The organism is Streptomyces sp. HP-A2021, assembly GCF_022807935.1.
Classification (GTDB): Bacteria; Actinomycetota; Actinomycetes; order Streptomycetales; family Streptomycetaceae; genus Streptomyces; species Streptomyces afghaniensis.
The window spans coordinates 3,255,402-3,273,911 of the sequence record NZ_CP094344.1; the positions used below are offsets into that span (position 1 = coordinate 3,255,402).

At 70.0% G+C, this 18,510-nt stretch carries 17 protein-coding genes and 1 tRNA gene; 3 read left to right on the plus strand and 15 right to left on the minus strand.

Features of this window, described 5'->3' with window-relative positions:
- Positions 1–58 precede the first annotated feature (58 nt).
- The 12 genes from prmC to MQE23_RS14705 form a co-directional block, all read right to left on the minus strand.
- Positions 59–904, minus strand: coding sequence for a peptide chain release factor N(5)-glutamine methyltransferase (prmC, locus tag MQE23_RS14650; RefSeq protein WP_020272586.1), 846 nt, complete (start codon positions 902–904; stop codon positions 59–61).
- 35 nt (positions 905–939) lie between these two features.
- A complete protein-coding gene (prfA, locus tag MQE23_RS14655) occupies positions 940–2,016 on the minus strand; it encodes a peptide chain release factor 1 (RefSeq protein WP_020272585.1) in 1,077 nt (358 codons plus the stop codon).
- Between the two features lie 106 nt (positions 2,017–2,122).
- Positions 2,123–2,344, minus strand: coding sequence for a 50S ribosomal protein L31 (gene rpmE / locus MQE23_RS14660; protein WP_010040182.1), 222 nt, complete (start codon positions 2,342–2,344; stop codon positions 2,123–2,125).
- Positions 2,345–2,483: 139 nt separating this feature from the next.
- A complete protein-coding gene (locus MQE23_RS14665) occupies positions 2,484–3,620 on the minus strand; it encodes an LCP family protein (RefSeq protein ID WP_020272584.1) in 1,137 nt (378 codons plus the stop codon).
- A gap of 209 nt (positions 3,621–3,829) precedes the next feature.
- Positions 3,830–5,623, minus strand: a complete 1,794-nt coding sequence (locus MQE23_RS14670) for a trypsin-like serine protease (protein WP_243379348.1) — start codon at positions 5,621–5,623, stop codon at positions 3,830–3,832.
- Between the two features lie 125 nt (positions 5,624–5,748).
- Positions 5,749–7,794 carry a transcription termination factor Rho gene (gene rho, locus MQE23_RS14675; RefSeq protein ID WP_243379349.1) on the minus strand — a complete coding sequence of 682 codons (2,046 nt, stop codon included), beginning with the start codon at positions 7,792–7,794 and terminating at the stop codon, positions 5,749–5,751.
- 402 nt (positions 7,795–8,196) lie between these two features.
- On the minus strand, positions 8,197–9,126 hold the full coding sequence (thrB, locus tag MQE23_RS14680; protein ID WP_020272580.1) for a homoserine kinase: 930 nt from the start codon (positions 9,124–9,126) through the stop codon (positions 8,197–8,199).
- Between the two features lie 294 nt (positions 9,127–9,420).
- Positions 9,421–10,479, minus strand: coding sequence for a threonine synthase (gene thrC, locus MQE23_RS14685; protein ID WP_020272579.1), 1,059 nt, complete (start codon positions 10,477–10,479; stop codon positions 9,421–9,423).
- Positions 10,480–10,485: 6 nt separating this feature from the next.
- Positions 10,486–11,778 carry a homoserine dehydrogenase gene (locus MQE23_RS14690; RefSeq protein ID WP_020272578.1) on the minus strand — a complete coding sequence of 431 codons (1,293 nt, stop codon included), beginning with the start codon at positions 11,776–11,778 and terminating at the stop codon, positions 10,486–10,488.
- A gap of 153 nt (positions 11,779–11,931) precedes the next feature.
- Complete coding sequence (lysA, locus tag MQE23_RS14695; protein WP_243379350.1) at positions 11,932–13,323, minus strand: diaminopimelate decarboxylase; 1,392 nt, start codon at positions 13,321–13,323, stop codon at positions 11,932–11,934.
- 16 nt (positions 13,324–13,339) lie between these two features.
- Entirely contained in the window at positions 13,340–14,404 is a 1,065-nt protein-coding gene (gene nrtL, locus MQE23_RS14700; RefSeq protein WP_243379351.1) for an ArgS-related anticodon-binding protein NrtL, read from the minus strand.
- A gap of 151 nt (positions 14,405–14,555) precedes the next feature.
- Complete coding sequence (locus MQE23_RS14705; RefSeq protein WP_347710132.1) at positions 14,556–15,044, minus strand: response regulator; 489 nt, start codon at positions 15,042–15,044, stop codon at positions 14,556–14,558.
- A 163-nt stretch (positions 15,045–15,207) separates the two neighbouring features.
- On the opposite strand from MQE23_RS14705, the gene MQE23_RS14710 reads away from it, so the two are divergent.
- Positions 15,208–15,279, plus strand: a tRNA-Arg gene (locus MQE23_RS14710).
- A 465-nt stretch (positions 15,280–15,744) separates the two neighbouring features.
- Here the strand turns inward: MQE23_RS14710 and MQE23_RS14715 are convergent.
- Complete coding sequence (locus MQE23_RS14715) at positions 15,745–16,350, minus strand: dihydrofolate reductase family protein (protein WP_020272574.1); 606 nt, start codon at positions 16,348–16,350, stop codon at positions 15,745–15,747.
- Between the two features lie 232 nt (positions 16,351–16,582).
- A complete protein-coding gene (locus tag MQE23_RS14720; protein WP_020272573.1) occupies positions 16,583–16,846 on the minus strand; it encodes a hypothetical protein in 264 nt (87 codons plus the stop codon).
- 105 nt (positions 16,847–16,951) lie between these two features.
- Here MQE23_RS14720 and MQE23_RS14725 point away from each other — a divergent pair, with 105 nt between their 5' ends.
- Both MQE23_RS14725 and MQE23_RS14730 read left to right on the plus strand, forming a co-directional pair.
- Positions 16,952–17,548 carry a TetR family transcriptional regulator C-terminal domain-containing protein gene (locus tag MQE23_RS14725; protein WP_020272572.1) on the plus strand — a complete coding sequence of 199 codons (597 nt, stop codon included), beginning with the start codon at positions 16,952–16,954 and terminating at the stop codon, positions 17,546–17,548.
- 108 nt (positions 17,549–17,656) lie between these two features.
- Entirely contained in the window at positions 17,657–18,157 is a 501-nt protein-coding gene (locus MQE23_RS14730) for an Asp23/Gls24 family envelope stress response protein (protein WP_037669140.1), read from the plus strand.
- Between the two features lie 25 nt (positions 18,158–18,182).
- On the opposite strand, the gene MQE23_RS14735 is transcribed toward MQE23_RS14730, so the two are convergent.
- Positions 18,183–18,476: an AzlD domain-containing protein gene (locus MQE23_RS14735; protein ID WP_347710163.1), complete on the minus strand. Its 294-nt coding sequence runs from the start codon at positions 18,474–18,476 to the stop codon at positions 18,183–18,185.
- Positions 18,477–18,510: the final 34 nt, after the last annotated feature.

Genomic DNA, 18,510 nt, shown 5'->3' on the forward strand with positions numbered 1-18,510 from the left:
TCCTCGTACACGTGCTGCTGGGATGAAGTCCACGAAGACTGCGGTGTGCCCGGTGTGCTCACGGCAGCGCCTTGCGGGCCGTGGCGAAACGCGGGCGGTTGTTCAGGTCCGGGTGGTCGGCGGCGTCGGTCCAGCCGCGGTCCTCGGCGAAGATCCACGGCACCTGGCCGCCCTGGGTGTCGGCGTGCTCCACGACCACGACACCGCCGGGGCGCAGCAGCCGGTGCGCGGTGCGCTCCAGGCCCCGGATGAGGTCGAGGCCGTCCTCGCCGGAGAACAGGGCCAGGTCGGGGTCGTAGTCCCGCGCCTCGGGGGCGACATACTCCCACTCGGTGAGCGGGATGTACGGCGGGTTGGTGATGACCAGGTCGACCTGGCCGTCGAGGTCCGGGAAGGCCGTCAGGGCGTCTCCCTGGCGCAGCTCGACCCTGGACCCCTCCACGTTCTTGCGGGTCCACCTGAGGGCGTCCTCGGACAGCTCCACGGCGTGCACGCGCGAACGCGGCACCTCCTGGGCGAGGGCGAGCGCGATGGCGCCGGAGCCGGTGCACAGGTCGACGATGCACGGCTCGACGACGTCCATGGCCCGTACGGCGTCTATGGCCCAGCCGACCACGGACTCCGTCTCGGGCCGGGGCACGAACACCCCGGGGCCGACCTGGAGTTCCAGATACCGGAAGTAGGCGCGCCCGGTGATGTGCTGGAGCGGCTCGCGGGCCTCGCGGCGGGCGATGACCTCCCAGTAGCGGGCGTCGAAGTCGGAGTCCTTGACGGAGTGCAGCTCGCCGCGCTTGACGCCGTGCACGAACGCGGCGAGCTCCTCCGCGTCGGTGCGCGGCGAGGGCACGCCGGCGTCGGCGAGCCGCTGGGTGGCCTGGGCCACCTCCGCGAGCAGCAGATTCACGCAAGTCCTCCGGTACTCAGTAGTCCTACGTGTCCTTACGCGGCTGCCAGCTTGGCGGCCGAGTCCGCGTCGACACAGGCCTGGATCACCGCGTCGAGGTCGCCGTCCAGGACCTGGTCCAGGTTGTACGCCTTGAAGCCGACACGGTGGTCCGAGATGCGGTTCTCCGGGTAGTTGTACGTACGGATCTTCTCGGAGCGGTCGACGGTGCGGACCTGGCTGCGGCGGGCGTCGGCGGCCTCCCTCTCCGCCTCCTCCTGTGCCATGGCGAGCAGCCTGGAGCGCAGGATACGCAGTGCCTGCTCCTTGTTCTGCAACTGGCTCTTCTCGTTCTGGCAGGAGGCGACGACTCCGGTCGGGAGGTGCGTGATGCGCACGGCGGAGTCGGTGGTGTTGACGGACTGTCCGCCCGGCCCGGAGGAGCGGTAGACGTCGATGCGGAGGTCGTTGGGATTGATCTCCACGTCGACCTCCTCGGCTTCGGGCGTGACGAGGACACCGGCGGCGGAGGTGTGGATACGGCCCTGGGACTCGGTGGCCGGGACCCGCTGCACGCGGTGCACGCCGCCCTCGTACTTCAGGCGGGCCCACACGCCCTGTCCGGGCTCCGTCGCGCCCTGGCCGCCCTTGGTCTTCACGGCGACCTGGACGTCCTTGTAGCCGCCCAGCTCGGACTCGGTGGCGTCGATGATCTCGGTCTTCCAGCCGACGCGCTCGGCGTACCGCAGGTACATGCGCAGCAGGTCGCCGGCGAACAGGGCCGACTCGTCGCCGCCCGCGCCCGCCTTGATCTCGAGGATGACGTCCTTGTCGTCGCTGGGATCGCGCGGGACGAGGAGCAGGCGCAGCTTCTCGGTCAGCTCCTCGCGCTGCTGCTCCAGCTCCTTGACCTCGGCCACGAAGTCGGGGTCGTCGGCGGCGAATTCGCGCGCGGTCTCGATGTCGTCGCCCGTCTGCGTCCAGGAGCGGTACGTGGCGACGATCGGGGTGAGCTCGGCGTAACGCTTGTTCATCCTGCGCGCGTTGGCCTGGTCGGCGTGGACCGACGGGTCGGCGAGCTTCTTCTCCAGGTCGGCGTGCTCGGCGACGAGTTCCTCGACGGCCTCGAACATCTTGGCTCCTGTGTACTGACGTGGGTGAAGGGGCGGGCGACCAAAAACGCCGGTCCCGGAGCGCCCGGTGAGGGGGCGCGTCCGCGGACCGGCGAAATGGGGCTCGCTACTTCTTGGAGCCGGCGGCCTTGCCGAAGCGGGCCTCGAAGCGGGCCACGCGGCCACCGGTGTCGAGGATCTTCTGCTTGCCCGTGTAGAACGGGTGGCACTCGGAGCAGACATCGGCACGGATCGCGCCGGACTCGATGGTGCTGCGGGTGGTGAACGACGCGCCGCAGGTGCAGCTGACCTGCGTCTCGACGTACGCGGGGTGGATGTCGCGCTTCAAGGTGTCTCCTAGGTTTCGGGAGGGCGCCGGGTCGCTGCCGCGGGGTGCGGGAGCGTGAACCGGGGCCGACGTACCAGTCTGCCAGGACTGGGGCCATCCCCCAAAACCGGGGGTTGCCGTCGTTTGTTCCCCGCGCCTCCTACCGGCCGCTCACGACACCCTTGGCTTCACCTGTCGCCGTGCCCTTCGTCGCGCTCTTCGGGATCGGCTTGTCGTTCTCCAGGGCCTTCCAGATCTCGTCGGCCTTCTTCTTCTGGAGCAGGACCCGGTTGGGGTCGGCCGGGTCGTAGGCCACCGGCATCGTGACCATGTGCATGTTGGACGGGGTGATGCCCTTGAGGCCGCCCGCGAAGGACGCGAGCTTGTTGACCGAGCCGAGGTCGGAGTCGGTCGTCACCGTCTTGGTCGCGGTTTCCGCGAGGTCGAGCAGCTTCTTCGGGTTCGTGAAGACGCCGACGTCCTTGACCTGGTTGACCAGCGCCTTGATGAAGGCCTGCTGGAGCTGGATGCGGCCGAGGTCGGAGCCGTCGCCGACGCCGTGCCGGGTGCGGACCAGGCCGAGGGCCTGTTCGCCGTCGAGTCTGTGGGTGCCGGCCTTCAGCTTCAGGTGGCTGTCGGGGTCGTCGATGTTCTTGGTCGTGGTGACCTCGACGCCGCCGAGGTCGTCGATGAGCCGCTGGAAGCCGGCGAAGTCGACCTCCAGGTAGTGGTCCATGCGCAGGTCGGTGATCGACTCGACGGTCTTCACGGCGCAGGCGGCCCCGCCGGTGGAGTACGCGGAGTTGAACATCACGCCGTTCGCGGCGGGGTACTGCTTGCCCTTGGTGTCCGTGCACTCGGGCCGGTCGATGAGGGTGTCGCGCGGGATGGAGACCACGCTGGCCTTCTTGTGGCCCTTGTAGACGTGCACGATCATCGCCGTGTCGGAGCGGGCGCTGCCGTCGTCGGTGCCGCCGCCGAGCTTCTTGTTGCCGCCGGCGCGGGTGTCGGAGCCGAGGACGAGGATGTTCTCCGAGCCGTTGTCGGCCTTCTTGGGCCGGTCCGTGCCGAGGGCCTGGTCGATGTCGACGCTCTTGAGGTTGCCGTTGAGCTTGAAGTACACGTACCCCGCCCCGGCGCCGCCCAGGACGACGATCCCCGCGGCGGTCCAGGCCGTCACCATCAGGCCCTTGTGGCGCTTGGGGGGCTTGCGGCGTCGGCCCTTGGCGCGGTGGCGCGGCCCGTTGGTGCCGGTATCGCCCGGTATGCCCGGACCCGGCGTGCTCTCGGCAGACATGTGCTCCTCAGCTCGTCTACGGTCGGTTACCCCCTGCGGTCAGTACCAGGCGTGATCGGTCGGGGACTGCCTCCTGGCACCATCGTCGCTCCGCCTGGTCAGACGGAGAAACTCGGGAAAGGGTTGCACAACGGACTGTGCCCACCGCGTGGGGCGGTGGGCACAGTGTGTGTTCGTGTCGGCGAGGGGTACCTCGCTCACCTGCGGTTTCAGCCGAAGATGTCGTACTGCTTGAAATCGGTACCGACAGAGATCCTTGTGGCGAAGATCTCGCTGGTCGCCTTGCCGGTGCCCGGGTACAGGTAGAGCGTCCCGCCGGGGGTGCGGGCCAGGAAGTCGGCCTTGCCGTCGCCGGTGATGTCGCCTGTGGCGTCGAAGGCGTTGTAGCCGCTCCAGGTGCGCACCTTGACCCGGGCCGAGAAGGCGCCCGAGCCGGCCTTGCCGGTGCCCTTGTAGAGGTACATGTAGCTGCCCGACGCGCTGCGGGCGATCAGGTCGGTCTTGCCGTCCCCGGTGAAGTCGCCGTGGCCGCGCACGGAGTTGTACTGGTTCCAGCCGGAGCTCACCTTGACGCGGGGCGAGAAGGTGCCGTTGCCCTTGCCCGGGTAGATCCACATCACGCCCGCCGAGTCGACCGAGAGCAGGTCGGGCAGGTAGTCGCCGGTGACGTCACCGGGGGTGATGATGCGGGTGCGGGTCTTCCAGTTGTCGGCGATCTGCTTGGTGGACCAGGTGCCGGTGGAGATCACGTAGTGGGTCCAGAAGACGTCGCCGTCGCTGCTGCGCCGGTAGACCAGGTCCTGGTAGCCGTCCCGGTCGAAGTCCGTCTGGAGGACGGTGTTGAAGCCGTTCCAGTTGCCCCAGGACTCGCGGGCGGCGAAGGACGTGCCCTTGGAGTCCTTGGAGTAGCCCGTCTTGGTGGAGGCGTTGCGCACCCACAGGTCGGCCTTGTGGTCGCCGCTGATGTTGGTGTCGTCGAGGCGCGGGTAGGCGGCGCCGACGTAGGTGCTGACCTTGCTGAAGACGCTGTAGGCGCCCTTGGCGACGCAGTCCGTCACGCCCCAGGAGACGACACCGACGATCCGGTTGTTCACGACCAGCGGGCCGCCGGAGTCGCCGTTGCAGGCGGTGGTGGTGCCGGTGTCGCTGCCGGTGGCGGGCTTGCCCGCACAGACCATGTGGCCCTTGACGAAGTCGCTGCCGTACGCGCCGGCGCAGGTGGTGTCGGACTGGACGGGCAGCGTGGCCGTCTTCAGCGTCTCGGAGATGTCGTCGCTGGTGGAGCTGGTGCGGCCCCAGCCGTAGACCTTGGCGCTGGTGCCGGCCTGGTACGACGTGGTGTCGCCGGACGTCGTCATGCGGATCGGCGTGGCCTTCACCGGGACGGGCAGGGTGAGCACCGCGATGTCGTTGTCGATGGTCGTCGCGTTGTACGACGGGTGGTTCCACTGCCGCCAGATGCCGGTGACGGTGCCGCCGTGCAGGTCGGTGCCGTCGGCCGAGGGCAGTTGGGAGGTGCCGGTGACGATCGCGCCGTTGGCGTGCCAGTCGTAGCCCTTGACGCAGTGCGCGGCGGTGAGGATCTTCGTCGGCGCGACGACGGCGCCGCCGCAGAAGAAGCCGATGTCGTCGCTGGTGGTCGAGGTGCCCCGGTCGTCGTAGTAGTGCAGCTGCGCCATCCACGGGGCCGAGGTGATGGTCGTCTCGCTGCCGCCGATGATCTTCGGGTCGATGGTGGAAGGGCTCGTGCTCGAGCTCGCGCTCAGCGACGCCTTGCTCGTCTTGCCCGCGACGTCGTCACCGGCCATGGCACCCGCGACGCGCTTCTCCAGCTCGGCGAGCGACGGCGAGGTGGTGGCGGGCTTGACCGTCGGCTGCGGCAGCGGGGTGGCCGCGCCGGCGGACGTCGTCAGCAGCGCGGCGGCCACGGCGGCGGCCACACCGGCCGCGGCGACGGGAAGGCCGATGCGTATCCGGCGTCTGTGCCGACCGCCCCCAGGCATGGTTCTACCCACGAATGTCCCCCCTCGGGATCACATGTTCGAAGAGAGCGTGATCCTACCCTCACGCGAACAGCACAAAGGGCCGCCCCCGTTTCCGGGAGCGGCCCTCTTACGCAGTGCTTACCTCAGTCGCCGTTGCCCGGCGTCGGAGTTGTCTTCTGGATCTGCATCAGGAACTCGGCGTTCGACTTCGTCTGCTTCATCTTGTCGAGGAGCAGTTCGACGGCCTGCTGCTGGTCGAGGGCGTGCAGCACCCGGCGCAGCTTCCAGACGATGGAGAGTTCGTCGCTGGCGAGCAGGATCTCTTCCTTACGGGTGCCGGACGCGTCGACGTCCACCGCCGGGAAGATGCGCTTGTCGGCGAGCTTCCGGTCGAGCTTGAGCTCCGCGTTGCCGGTGCCCTTGAACTCCTCGAAGATCACCTCGTCCATGCGGGACCCGGTGTCCACCAGGGCGGTGGCGAGGATGGTCAGCGAGCCGCCGTCCTCGATGTTCCGGGCGGCACCGAAGAAGCGCTTCGGCGGGTACAGCGCCGTCGAGTCGACACCACCGGACAGGATGCGGCCGGAGGCCGGGGCGGCGAGGTTGTACGCACGGCCCAGACGCGTGATGGAGTCCAGCAGGACGACCACGTCGTGACCGAGCTCGACCAGCCGCTTGGCACGCTCGATGGCGAGTTCCGCGACCGTCGTGTGGTCCTCGGCCGGGCGGTCGAAGGTCGAGGAGATGACCTCGCCCTTGACCGACCGCTGCATGTCGGTGACCTCTTCCGGACGCTCGTCGACGAGGACGACCATCAGGTGGCACTCGGGGTTGTTGTGCGTGATCGCGTTGGCGATCGCCTGCATGATCATGGTCTTGCCGGTCTTCGGCGGGGCCACGATCAGACCGCGCTGCCCCTTACCGATGGGCGAGACCAGGTCGATGATGCGGGTGGTGAGGACGCCCGGGTCCGTCTCCAGGCGGAGGCGGTCCTGCGGGTACAGCGGCGTCAGCTTGTTGAACTCCGGGCGGCCACGGCCGTGTTCGGGCGCCATGCCGTTGACGGAGTCCAGGCGCACCAGCGCGTTGAACTTCTCGCGGCGCTCGCCTTCCTTCGGCTGACGGACCGCACCGGTGATGTGGTCACCCTTGCGCAGGCCGTTCTTGCGGACCTGGGCGAGGGAGACGTACACGTCGTTCGGGCCGGGCAGGTAGCCGGACGTGCGGATGAAGGCGTAGTTGTCGAGGATGTCCAGGATGCCCGCGACGGGGATCAGGACGTCGTCCTCGGCGATCTGCGGCTCGGAGGCGACGTCGTCGCGGCCGCGGCGGCCCCGGCGGTCGCGGTAACGCCCGCGACGGCCACGCCGGCCGCCCTCGAAGTCGTCGTCATCCTGCTGACGGTCACGGTCCTGGCGGCCGCCGCCCTGCTGCTGGTTCTGCTGGCCGCGCTGGCCGCCCTGCTGGTCGTCGCCCTTGTTGCCCCGGCGGTCGCGGTCGCGGCCGCCGTCGCGGTCCCTGTCCCGGCCGCGGTCACGGCGGTCGCGACGACGGCCCTCGCCGCCCTCGCCCCCGTCGGACTTGGCGTCGTTCTGGGACTGCTGCTGCGGCTGGGACTCGCCCTTGGACTCGTTCTTCGCCTCGTTCTTCGCCTCGGCGGCGACCGTCTCCGGAGCGACGGCGGCCGGGGAACCGGCGTCGGCGGTGGCCCGGCGACGGCGGCGCTCGGAGGGCGCGTCGTCGCTGGCGGGCTGGCCGGGAATGTCGATCTGCTGCTGGGCCACGGCCTTCTGGGCCTTGTCGGCCTTCTCGGCGGGGGCCTCGGAAGCCTGCTTCGCGTCCGCCTTCTTCTCCGCCTTCTCGGCGTTGTCCCCCGTACGGGTCCGGGAGGTGGCGCGGCGCTTCGGCTTGGTCTCGGCGGGGGCCTCGGCCTTCGCCGCCGGAGCGGCGCCGCCGGACGCCTGCGCCTCCTTGATGACCTCGATCAGCTGGCTCTTGCGCATACGCGCGGTGCCCCTGATACCGAGGCCGGATGCGACCTGTTGCAGCTCGGCCAGCACCATGCCCTCGAGGCCGGTACCGCGGCGCCGCCGGGAGCCGGCACCGGTGGCAGGCGCGGAGGCGTCCGTGGCGGGCGCGGCAGCGGTCTCCTCGACACGTGCGCCCATCAGATCGGTGGTGTCGCTCACGAAGGGTCCTTCCCTGGAGCGGACGTCGGCCTGTCTGGCTCGGCGACCGGTTGTGCTGTCCGGCTTCGGTCCGTGTGGTGTGAACCGTGCCGGGGCGGTGGTCCGCCTCAGCGGCGGAGGAATCTGGTGATGGCGCTTCCATGTGCCGTGACACCCAGTGTCAGTGTCACGCGGCGTGGTCGCACCGGTTCCGGAGCGTGCCCTGCGCCCCGCTCAGTGTCCGTGTACGGCGTACGGTCCGACGTACGGAACACAGTGCGGCTTGGGGGGCTCCCGGAAGAATGTCTGTCCCGGACGGGGACACGAGGCACCTCGCCATGGTGGGGTCGGGTGCAGACTTGAGGTTAACACTACCGGATCCAACAAACATTCCCCCTCTCGAAATCCGGCAACCGTGCGCTTTCAGATGTCACTGGAGGCCGCGAGCGGCAGGACGATCGCGCCCTGCGGATCGAGACTCAGCCGGTTGGCGGCCCAGTCGGCGCCCGCCAGGGCCTCGACCTTGTCGGCGGTGCCCGCGTCGGCCAGCGCCATGACCGTCGGGCCGGCGCCGGAGATGACCGCGGGGACGCCCTCGGCCCGCAGCCGCTCCACCAGCGCCGCGCTCTCGGGCATGGCCGGGGCGCGGTACTCCTGGTGCAGACGGTCCTCGGTGGCGGGCAGCAGCAGCTCGGGGCGCCGTGTCATGGCCTCGACGAGCAGGGCGGCACGGCCCGCGTTGGTGGCCGCGTCGACGTGCGGCACGGAGCGCGGGAGCAGGCCGCGCGCGGTTTCGGTGAGTACCGGCTTTCCGGGTACGAAAACCACCGGAACGATGGAATCGGCGGGCTCCATCCTGATCGCCCGGGCCGCGCCGCCCTCCATCCAGGAGAGCGTGAAGCCGCCCAGCAGACATGCGGCGACATTGTCGGGGTGGCCCTCGATCTCGGTGGCGAGTTCCAGCAGCGCGGTGTCGTCGAGCTTGGCCTCGGCGCCTATGGTCACGGCCCGGGCGGCGACGATGCCGGCACAGATGGCGGCCGAGGAGGAGCCCAGGCCCCGGCCGTGCGGAATGCGGTTGGCGCAGACGATCTCCAGGCCGCGCGGCTGCCCGCCCAGCAGATCGAAGGCGGTGCGCAGGGAACGTACGAGAAGGTGCCGCTCGTCGCGCGGGAGGGTCTCGCTGCCCTCACCCGCGATGTCGATGTGCAGCCCGGAGTCGGCCACCCGGACGACCACGTCGTCGTACAACCCCAGCGCGAGGCCGAGGGCGTCGAAGCCCGGGCCGAGGTTGGCACTGGTGGCGGGGACGCGCACCCGGACGGCGGCGGCGCGGAACGCTGGACCGGCCATCGCTCGATGACTCTCCTTGAGCTGCGTGATTGTCGAATGACGTGGGATGGACATTCGATGGCGTACGAGAACCCTGGGGGCCGCGGAGACGGCGCAGCTCCGCGGCATATGCGGCGGGCGGGTTCAGTACAGCCTATCGAAGGAAGGTTCTGTGGCGACATAGGGCGCACAGGAGGCGCACGATGCGTGTCGTAAGCCCCCTGTGCACCCCCCGTAGGGAAACTCCCCCGGCAAGCGCCGTCTTACGCCGGACCGTGTCGAGCGTTACACCGGCGCTCGACACGTAGGCGCACGTCAGGCCAGTCCGAGGCGCTCCGCCGCGGCCGCCGCGTCGACGGGTACGGTGACCGGCTGCGGGGCACCGGCGACGGCCCAGTCGGGGTCCTTCAGGCCGTTGCCCGTGACGGTGCACACGATCCGCTGCCCCGGGTCGACCTTGCCCTGCTCGGCGGCCTTCAACAGACCGGCGACGGACGCGGCGGACGCGGGCTCGACGAAGACGCCCTCCTGCGAGGCCAACAGCCGGTAGGCGCGCAGGATCTCACGGTCCGTCACCTCGTCGATGAACCCACCCGACTCGTCCCGCGCGGCGATCGCGTACTGCCAGGAGGCCGGGTTGCCGATGCGGATGGCGGTGGCGATGGTCGAGGGGTCCTTGACGATCTCGCCGCGCACGATCGGGGCGCTGCCGGAGGCCTGGAAGCCCCACATCCGGGGGGTGCGGGTGGCGACGCCGTCGGCGGCGTACTCCGTGTAGCCCTTCCAGTAGGCCGTGATGTTGCCCGCGTTGCCCACCGGCAGGACGTGGATGTCGGGCGCGTCACCCAACATGTCCACGATCTCGAACGCGGCGGTCTTCTGGCCCTCGATACGTACCGGGTTGACCGAATTGACCAGCGCCACCGGGTAGTTGTCGCTCAGGCCGCGCGCGAGCGTGAGGCAGTCGTCGAAGTTGCCGTCGACCTGGAGGATCTTCGCGCCGTGCACGAGGGCCTGGCCCATCTTGCCGAGCGCGATCTTGCCCTGCGGCACGAGCACGGCACAGACCATCCCGGCCCGCACGGCGTACGCGGCGGCGGAGGCCGACGTGTTGCCGGTGGAGGCGCAGATGACGGCCTTCGCCCCCTCCTCCTTGGCCCTGGTGATGGCCATGGTCATACCGCGGTCCTTGAAGGACCCGGTCGGATTCGCGCCCTCCACCTTGAGGTGGACCTCGCAGCCCGTGCGCTCGGAGAGCACCTGCGCGGGCACGAGCGGCGTGCCGCCCTCACGGAGCGTCACGACCGGCGTGCTGTCGGATACCGGAAGGCGGTCCCGGTACTCCTCGATGATTCCGCGCCACTGGTGGGTCATTGCTGGTTACTCTCCTTCAACCCGCATGATGCTGGCGACACCACGCACGGTGTCGAGCTTGCGCAACGCCTCGACGGTCCCGGTGAGGGCCGCGTCGGACGCACGGTGCGTGACGACGACGAGGGACGCCTCGCCGTCCTTCCCCTGCTGGCGAACCGTATCGATCGAGACGCCGTGCTCGGCGAAGACGGTCGCCACCTGGGCGAGAACACCCGGTTTGTCGGCCACGTCGAGGCTGATGTGGTAGCGCGTGACCACGTCGCCCATCGGTGACACCGGCAGGGCGGCGTAGGCGGACTCACCCGGTCCGGTCGCGTCGCTGAGCCGGTTGCGGCAGACGGCGACGAGGTCGCCGAGCACGGCCGAGGCCGTCGGGGAACCGCCTGCTCCGGGGCCGTAGAACATGAGCTGCCCGGCGGCGTCGGACTCGACGAACACGGCGTTGTAGGCGCCGCGCACGGAGGCCAGCGGGTGGCTCAGCGGGATCATCGCGGGGTGCACGCGCGCGGTGACGGACGCCCCGTCCGCAGCCCGCTCGCAGATGGCGAGCAGCTTGATGGTGCAGCCCATCTCCTTCGCGGAGGCGAAGTCGGCCGCCGTCACCTCGGTCATGCCCTCGCGGTAGACGTCGTCGAGGCGCACGCGCGTGTGGAACGCGATACCGGCGAGGATGGCGGCCTTGGCGGCGGCGTCGAAGCCCTCGACGTCGGCGGTCGGGTCGGCCTCGGCGTAGCCGAGGGCGGTGGCCTCGTCGAGGGCCTCCTGATACCCGGCCCCGGTCGAGTCCATCTTGTCGAGGATGAAGTTCGTCGTGCCGTTGACGATGCCCATCACCCGGTTGATCTTGTCGCCGGCGAGGGACTCGCGCAGCGGCCGGATCAGCGGGATGGCACCGGCGACGGCGGCCTCGTAGTAGAGGTCCTTGCCGTGCTCGTCGGCGGCGGCGTGCAGGGCCGCCCCGTCCTGGGCGAGCAGCGCCTTGTTGGCGGAGACGACGGAGGCGCCGTGCTCGAAGGCGGTGGTGATGAGGGTCCGCGCGGGCTCGATGCCGCCGATCACCTCCACCACGACGTCGATGTCGCCGCGTTTGACGAGGGCGGTGGCGTCGGTGGTGACGAGGGCCGGGTCGATGCCCTCCCTGACCCTGTCGGGCCGCCGCACGGCCACGCCCGCCAGCTCCACCGGGGCGCCGATCCGGGCCGTGAGGTCGTCGGCGTGCGTCGTCATGATGCGCGCCACCTCTGAGCCGACCACTCCACAGCCCAGCAGCGCCACCTTCAGCGGACGCGTACGCATCATCCGACCTCGTTTCCTCATTACCTTCTACGGTGGAACCAGTCTCACTCACCGGACGGGAGTTTCTGCCCCCGGTCCGGATCGTGAGATGTCTATTTCATTTGTACGGGGGCGGAAGACAGGAGATCTTCCGCCCCGAGCCCTTCGGCTTCTCGTTCAGCCGACGTCGAGACGCAGCAGGTCCTCCTCCGTCTCACGGCGGATGATCACCCGGGCCTCGCCGTCCCGCACGCTGACGACGGGCGGCCGCAGCACGTGGTTGTAGTTGCTGGCCATGGACCGGCAGTAGGCGCCCGTGGCCGGTACGGCGATGAGGTCACCCGGTGCCAGGTCGGCCGGCAGGAACGCGTCCTTGACGACGATGTCCCCGCTCTCGCAGTGCTTGCCGACGACCCGGGCGAGCATCGGCTCGGCGTCGGAGGTGCGGGAGACCAGTGCGACGCTGTACTCGGCGTCGTAGAGCGCGGTGCGGATGTTGTCCGACATGCCGCCGTCGACGGAGACGTACGTCCGCAGCCCGTCGAGGGGCTTGATGGTGCCGACCTCGTAGAGCGTGAAGGCGGTCGGGCCGACGATGGCGCGGCCCGGCTCGACGGAGATGCGCGGCGTGCGCAGCTGGGCGGCCTCGCACTCACGGCTGACGATCTCGCTGAGCGCCTTGGCGATCTCGTGCGGCTCGCGCGGGTCGTCGTCACTCGTGTACGCGATCCCGAGCCCGCCGCCGAGGTCGATCTCGGGCAGCTCGACGCCGTGCTCGTCGCGGACGTCCTTGAGCAGCGAGACGACCCGGTGTGCGGCGACCTCGAACCCGGACATGTCGAAGATCTGCGAACCGATGTGGCTGTGGAGGCCGACGAGTTCGAGGCCGTCGAGCTGGAGGGCACGGCGTACCGCCTCGGCGGCCTGCCCGCCGGCCAGCGGGATGCCGAACTTCTGGTCCTCGTGGGCCGTGGCGATGAACTCGTGGGTGTGAGCCTCGACACCGACGGTGATCCGGATCAGGACCTTCTGCCGCTTCCCGAGGCTCTGCGCGATGTGGGCGACGCGGGCGATCTCCTGGAAGGAGTCGAGCACGATGTGCCCCACACCGGCCTCGACGGCCCTGGTGATCTCGTCGACGGACTTGTTGTTGCCGTGGAAGGCGATGCGGTCGGCGGGCATGCCGGCGGAGAGGGCGGTGGCCAGCTCGCCGCCGGAGCAGACGTCGACGTTCAGCCCTTCCTCGTGCAGCCAGCGCACGACGGCACGGGAGAGGAACGCCTTGCCGGCGTAGTAGACGTCGGCGTCGGCCCCGAACGCGGTACGCCACGCACGCGCGCGGGCCCGGAAGTCGGCCTCGTCGAGGAAGTAGGCCGGGGTGCCGAACTCCTCGGCGAGCCGTGTGACGGAGATCCCCCCGACGGTGGCGACACCGCGCTCGTCACGCGTCACGGTCTGCGCCCAGATCTTGGGGTCCAGGGCGTTCAGGTCGGCGGGCGGCGCCGAGTAGTGGCCCTCGGGGAGGACGTCGGCGTGACGGGGCCCGGCGGGGTGTGCGGAACGGCTCATGATCGGTATGCGTCTCTCAGAGGTGGTCGGGTGCGTCGATGCCGAGCAGGGACAGGCCACCGGCCAGCACCGCCCCGGCGGCTTCGGCGAGGGCGAGCCGGGCACGGTGGGCGGCCGAGGGTTTCTCGTCGCCGAGGGGCAGCACGGCGGGGAGCAGGGGCAGCGTGGCGTCGGCGACGGTGACGAGGTGCCGGGCCAGGCGGTCGGGGCCGCGGTGGGTGGCGGTGGTGGTGAGGATGCGGGGGTGGTCGCCGAGGGCGGCGAGCAGTGCCTCCGCGTCGCTCACGGGGCCGGGCTCGGGGTGGAAGCCCAGGTCGGCGGCGTTGCGCAGAAGTGCCCGGGTGCGGGCGTGGGCGTACCGGACGCGGAAGAGAGGGTTGGCCTCCCGCTGGACCAGGTGATCACCGGGGATCCGGGGCCGGTCGTGGGCGGCCGGGTACAGCAGTGCCCAGCGGCCGGCGTCGCGGCCGAGGGGCACGGGGTCGGTGGGGGTGGGGGCGGGGTGGATGGTGATGTCGAGGTCGGGGAGGGAGCGGGGGCCTGCGGAGCGGGAGGGACTGCCCGATGGGTCGGCATCCACACCGAGGACGGTCTCCCACTCCGGCGCGGGCCGGCCGTCGCACGTGACGCTTACGACGTCGCCCTGGCTGCGCAGCACGCGGGCCAGGGCATCCGCGACGACGACGGCACGGACCTCTGCCGGGCACCGGAGCCGCACGACGGTCCCGCCGGCCCCCTCGGCGTGGCCGTACCGCCGCCCACGCCGCAGGATCTCCTCGACGAGCAGTGCGGTGGCGTCGTGTTCCAGGCTGAAGTTGAGAAACCCGGGCCCCGTGACGACGACATCGCCGATGAAGGCCTCCCCCGCAAGCCGCGCCCTGAGGATCTCGGCCACGCGCCGCGGCGGCTGCCCTGCCGCGCCGGCCAGCTGGAGGGCGATGCCGGTGGCGTAGTCGCCACAGCCCCCGGGCCCCGGCGGAGTGAGCACGGCCCGCTCCGGCACGGTCACGCTGAGCTCGCCCTCGTCGACAGCGCGACGCACGGCGTGCAGCACGGTGCGGGAGAGCTCGACGGGGGTCACGGGGACAAGCGTATGGGAGGAGGGGGGTGCGGAGGCGAGCCGGTTTCGGGAAGGGTCCGGGATGTGGACGCGGGGCGTGAGGGCCGTGGCAGCTACTGTGCACAGCCGCCGTGCACGGCTATGGACCGGCGATCCGTACGCGGCCGACGGATCACCCGCCGGCGCTCCCGGCCCGTTCGGCCTCCCCCGCACCGAGGACGGACCCGTAAGCCGGCGCACCACCGCCGGCGGCACGACTACCGCCCCCCGGCCTGCCCCCACTCCGCTCCCGCTCGATCAACTGCCGCACCATCCCGACGAGTTCAGCGGGCTCGAAGGGCTTGGCGAGGAAGGCGTCGACGCCCACTTCGAGCCCGGCCTCGACCTCGTACTGGGTACAGGCACTGATGATCGCGAGGGGCATGTCACGGGTACGCGGATCGGCTCGCAGGCGAGCGGCGGTCCGGATCCCGTCCAGCCGGGGCATGACGACGTCGAGGGTCACGGCATCGGGCCGCACCTGATGAACGACATCGAGACACTCGGCACCATCGGCCGCGGTCACGACCTCAAGCCCCTCCAGCTCGAGGTTGACCCTGATCAACTGCCGGATGACCTTGTTGTCGTCCACAACAAGCACCCGGCCCGACGCGCCTGGCACAACTCGAGAGTAGGTCGGCCCCGGCCACCGCGTCCGGGTTTTCCCCACTTCCACCCCGACCGGGCGACCCACAACCCCGCCCCCGACAGCGGAAACCCGTTCATGACCACGCCGAGGGAGCTGGTAGTGTTCTACCCGTCGCCGCGAGCAACGCGACCGACACGCCCCCGTAGCTCAGGGGATAGAGCAACGGCCTCCGGAGCCGTGTGCGCAGGTTCGAATCCTGCCGGGGGCACTCGCCGAAGATCAGCAGAAATCACACGCTGACCAGGGCGGATGCCGACATGAAAGGGCGGGAGTCAGTCTCACTGACTCCCGCTCTTTGTCGTTGTTTCGCGCTGGTCGCGATAGACCTGCGATCGACACTCGACACGATCAGCGTGAGTGGCGCCCGACCGGCGTGCCTAGTACGGGCCCATCCGCTCGTGAGCCGAGAGCGGAAGAGAGTGGGCCGCGAGCCACGTGCACGCCGCCTCCAGGTCCGCCGGCGGCTCATCGTCCCTGTGAGCCCGGTACGACGGCCCCTCGCACGGCGCGCCGAACGTCCTCCAGCGCTGGTGCATTGGGGTCCTCCCCCATCATCGCGAGAGCCACGGTGGCGAGGCTGTCAGCAAGCCCTTCGCGGTTTTATTGATCAGGTCTTGCTCCGCGCCCGCCGGCGCCGGCCTGACGGCCGTCCAGACCGGCGGACGGGACGACGTCACGCAGGGACGCCGAGCGGCGGGTGCTCGAGCACGCGGGGCTTGTACTCGACCAACTGGATGCGGCCGTCGAAGGTGCGGTGCTCGATCATCTCGAGGGCAACGTCCGGATAGCCGTCGTAGATGCGTTCTTCGCCCGTGGCCCCGGTGATCACCGGGAACATCACGACCCGGAAGCGGTCGACGAGTCCGGCTCGTAGCAGCGACCGGCACAGGCTGATGCTGCCGATCGTGCTGAGGAGCCCCGAGCCACTCGACTTCATGGCGCGGACCGCCTCGACGGCGTCGTCGCGGACGAGCGTGGAGTTGGCCCACGTCAGTGGCTCCTCGAGTGAGGAGGAGAACACCACCTTGGACGCTTGCGTGAGCTCGTCGACGGACGCCTCTTCTTCGGGCCTGAACTCGTCTTGGCCACTCGGGACCTCGCCTGCGGCGAAGCCCGACATCAAGCGGTAGGTGTTCGCTCCCATCAGGTAGGTGGCCTCGGGCTGCTCACCGAGCCATGCGAGGTACTCCGGGCCCTCGAGGCCCCAGAACCCGGGCCATCCCTCTCCCGATGCGTGGCCGTCGAGGGAGGTGATGAAGTCGACGAGAAGCTCCGACATGGCGGTGTCCTTTCCTGAGGTGTCACGAGCTTGGACCGGCCGGGAGCCACAAACTCATCGGCCGCCCCGTCGAGTAACGAGAAAACCCATGACGCTGCAGCCGATCAGGTCGGCGGAGCGGCACTGCTTCGGAGGGCCGGAGGCCTATTTGAGTTCTGCCAAAGTCCCAGCTCAGACCCACCCTCGAACGGCCCATCACGCTCTACTGGGTAATCGGTGAGGCCCGAGCCGCTCAAGGACGCCGACTGGCCCGGCCCTTCGTGTAGTGGCGGCGTGCCGCCGTAGCCAGTAGGGCCGCACCCCCGCAGCCGACCAGGAGGGTGCCCCATTCGGGGACGTGTGCTGCGCGTAGGAGGCCGGCGACGCCGAAGCTCGTGTTCCAGCCTGCCTCTGTCATGGCGGAGCCGAAGCCCTGGACGGACAGGATGGCGCCGAACAGCCAGAGCAGGCCCTGACCCGAGTGGGTTTTCGAGGCATTGAGCTGCTGTTTTGGCATGACGGGGCCCTTCGGGAGTTTTTTCGATGCGGTCGCATCACATCGTGCAGGGTCCGCGGTTATGATGCAAGTGCATCGGAAAAGAGGGGTCGGGAGGAGCGGCGCGTGCCCAAGCAGGTCGACTACGAGGAGCGGCGGCTGCGGATCGCGGAGGCGGTGTGCGCCCTGGTCGCGCGTTCCGGGATGGAGGCCGTCAGCCTCCGGGATGTCGCCGCCGAGGCGGACGTGTCCATGGGGGCCGTGCAGCGATGCTTCCGCACCAAGGAGGACATGCTGCTCTTCGCCCTGGAGCACATCTCACAACGCGTCAGCGAGCGGGCCGACCAGCGCATCGCCGCGACCTCCACCCCACAGGCCGCGACCACCCTGCTGTCGCACACCCTGGCGGAACTCGCCCTGCTGGACGAGGAGTCGAGGGCTCAGGCGCATGTGTGGCTGGCCTTCGTCGGTCATGCTCCCACCAGTGAGAGGCTCGCCGCCGTCCTGCATGAGACGTACGCCAAGCTTCATGATCTCGTCGTGTGGCTCATCGGCTATGGACAGGACACCCAGGAGTTTCCGCCGCACCTCGACGCCGTCCAGGAGGCGCATACGCTCCTCGCCGTCGCCGACGGCCTCACCGTGCACGTTCTCGCGGGGCATCACTCGCCGGAGACGGCGTCGGCCGTCCTTCAGCGCCACGTCGACCGCCTCGCGCGGTGAGTGGCCAGTTCGGGCAGTTTCAGCACTTTCGCACCGTACGCACCATTGTTCTACGGTGGATAGGAGCGACGCTGCTCATACCCCGCACCGATCAACGAGGTGACGGTCATGACGGAGACCACACAGCGCAGAAACACCGCAACGGGCACGGGAAAGCAGGACGGGGGCACGACACCGCAGGTTCGCCGAGGAGACAGCACGGCTCCCCCGGAGACCCGGGGAAGCACCGCTGTCGCGGACGTGGTCGTGGCGAAGATCGCGGGCATGGCGGCCCGGGAGATCCCCGAGGTGCACAACCTCGGCGGAGGGATGACCAGGGCCTTCGGGGCCGTGCGCCAGCGGGTGCCGGGTGGGGGCAGTGGGGTCACCCAGGGAGTGAAGGTGGAGGTCGGCGAGCGCCAGGCCGCCGTCGATCTCGATGTCGTCGTGGAGTACGGCGCGGCGATCGCCGACACCGCCGCGGATGTCCGCACCAACGTCATCAACGCGGTGGAGCGGATGACCGGGCTGGAGGTCGTCGAGGTCAACATCGCCGTCGACGACGTCCATCTGCCGGACGAGCAGGAGGACGAGGGCGAGTCCGGGCAGGAGGGGCGGCGCGTGGCCTGAGGAGTCAGGTCCGCCTAAGGGAGCGTCAGGGAACTCCCGCCAGTCGCAGCAGTGCCGTCGTGGCCGCCGCCACCAGTACGACCACGAGGAACGGGGCCCTGCGCCAGGCGAGCACTCCGCCGGCCAGTACCCCGAGCGGTCGGGCGGGGCCGGTGAAGGCGTGGTCCTCGGTGAGGGCGGACGTGGCGGCCAGGGCGGCGAGCAGGAGGACCGCCGAGACCTCCAGCAGTTTTTCGGCGCGCTCCGGGAGCGTGCATCTCGCGCGTAGGGCCGGTCCGGAGAGGCGCAGCAGTAAAGTGCCGGCCGCCAGGGCGAGCATCGCCGCCAGCGTCGGCGGGAGGGGTATGGCGGTG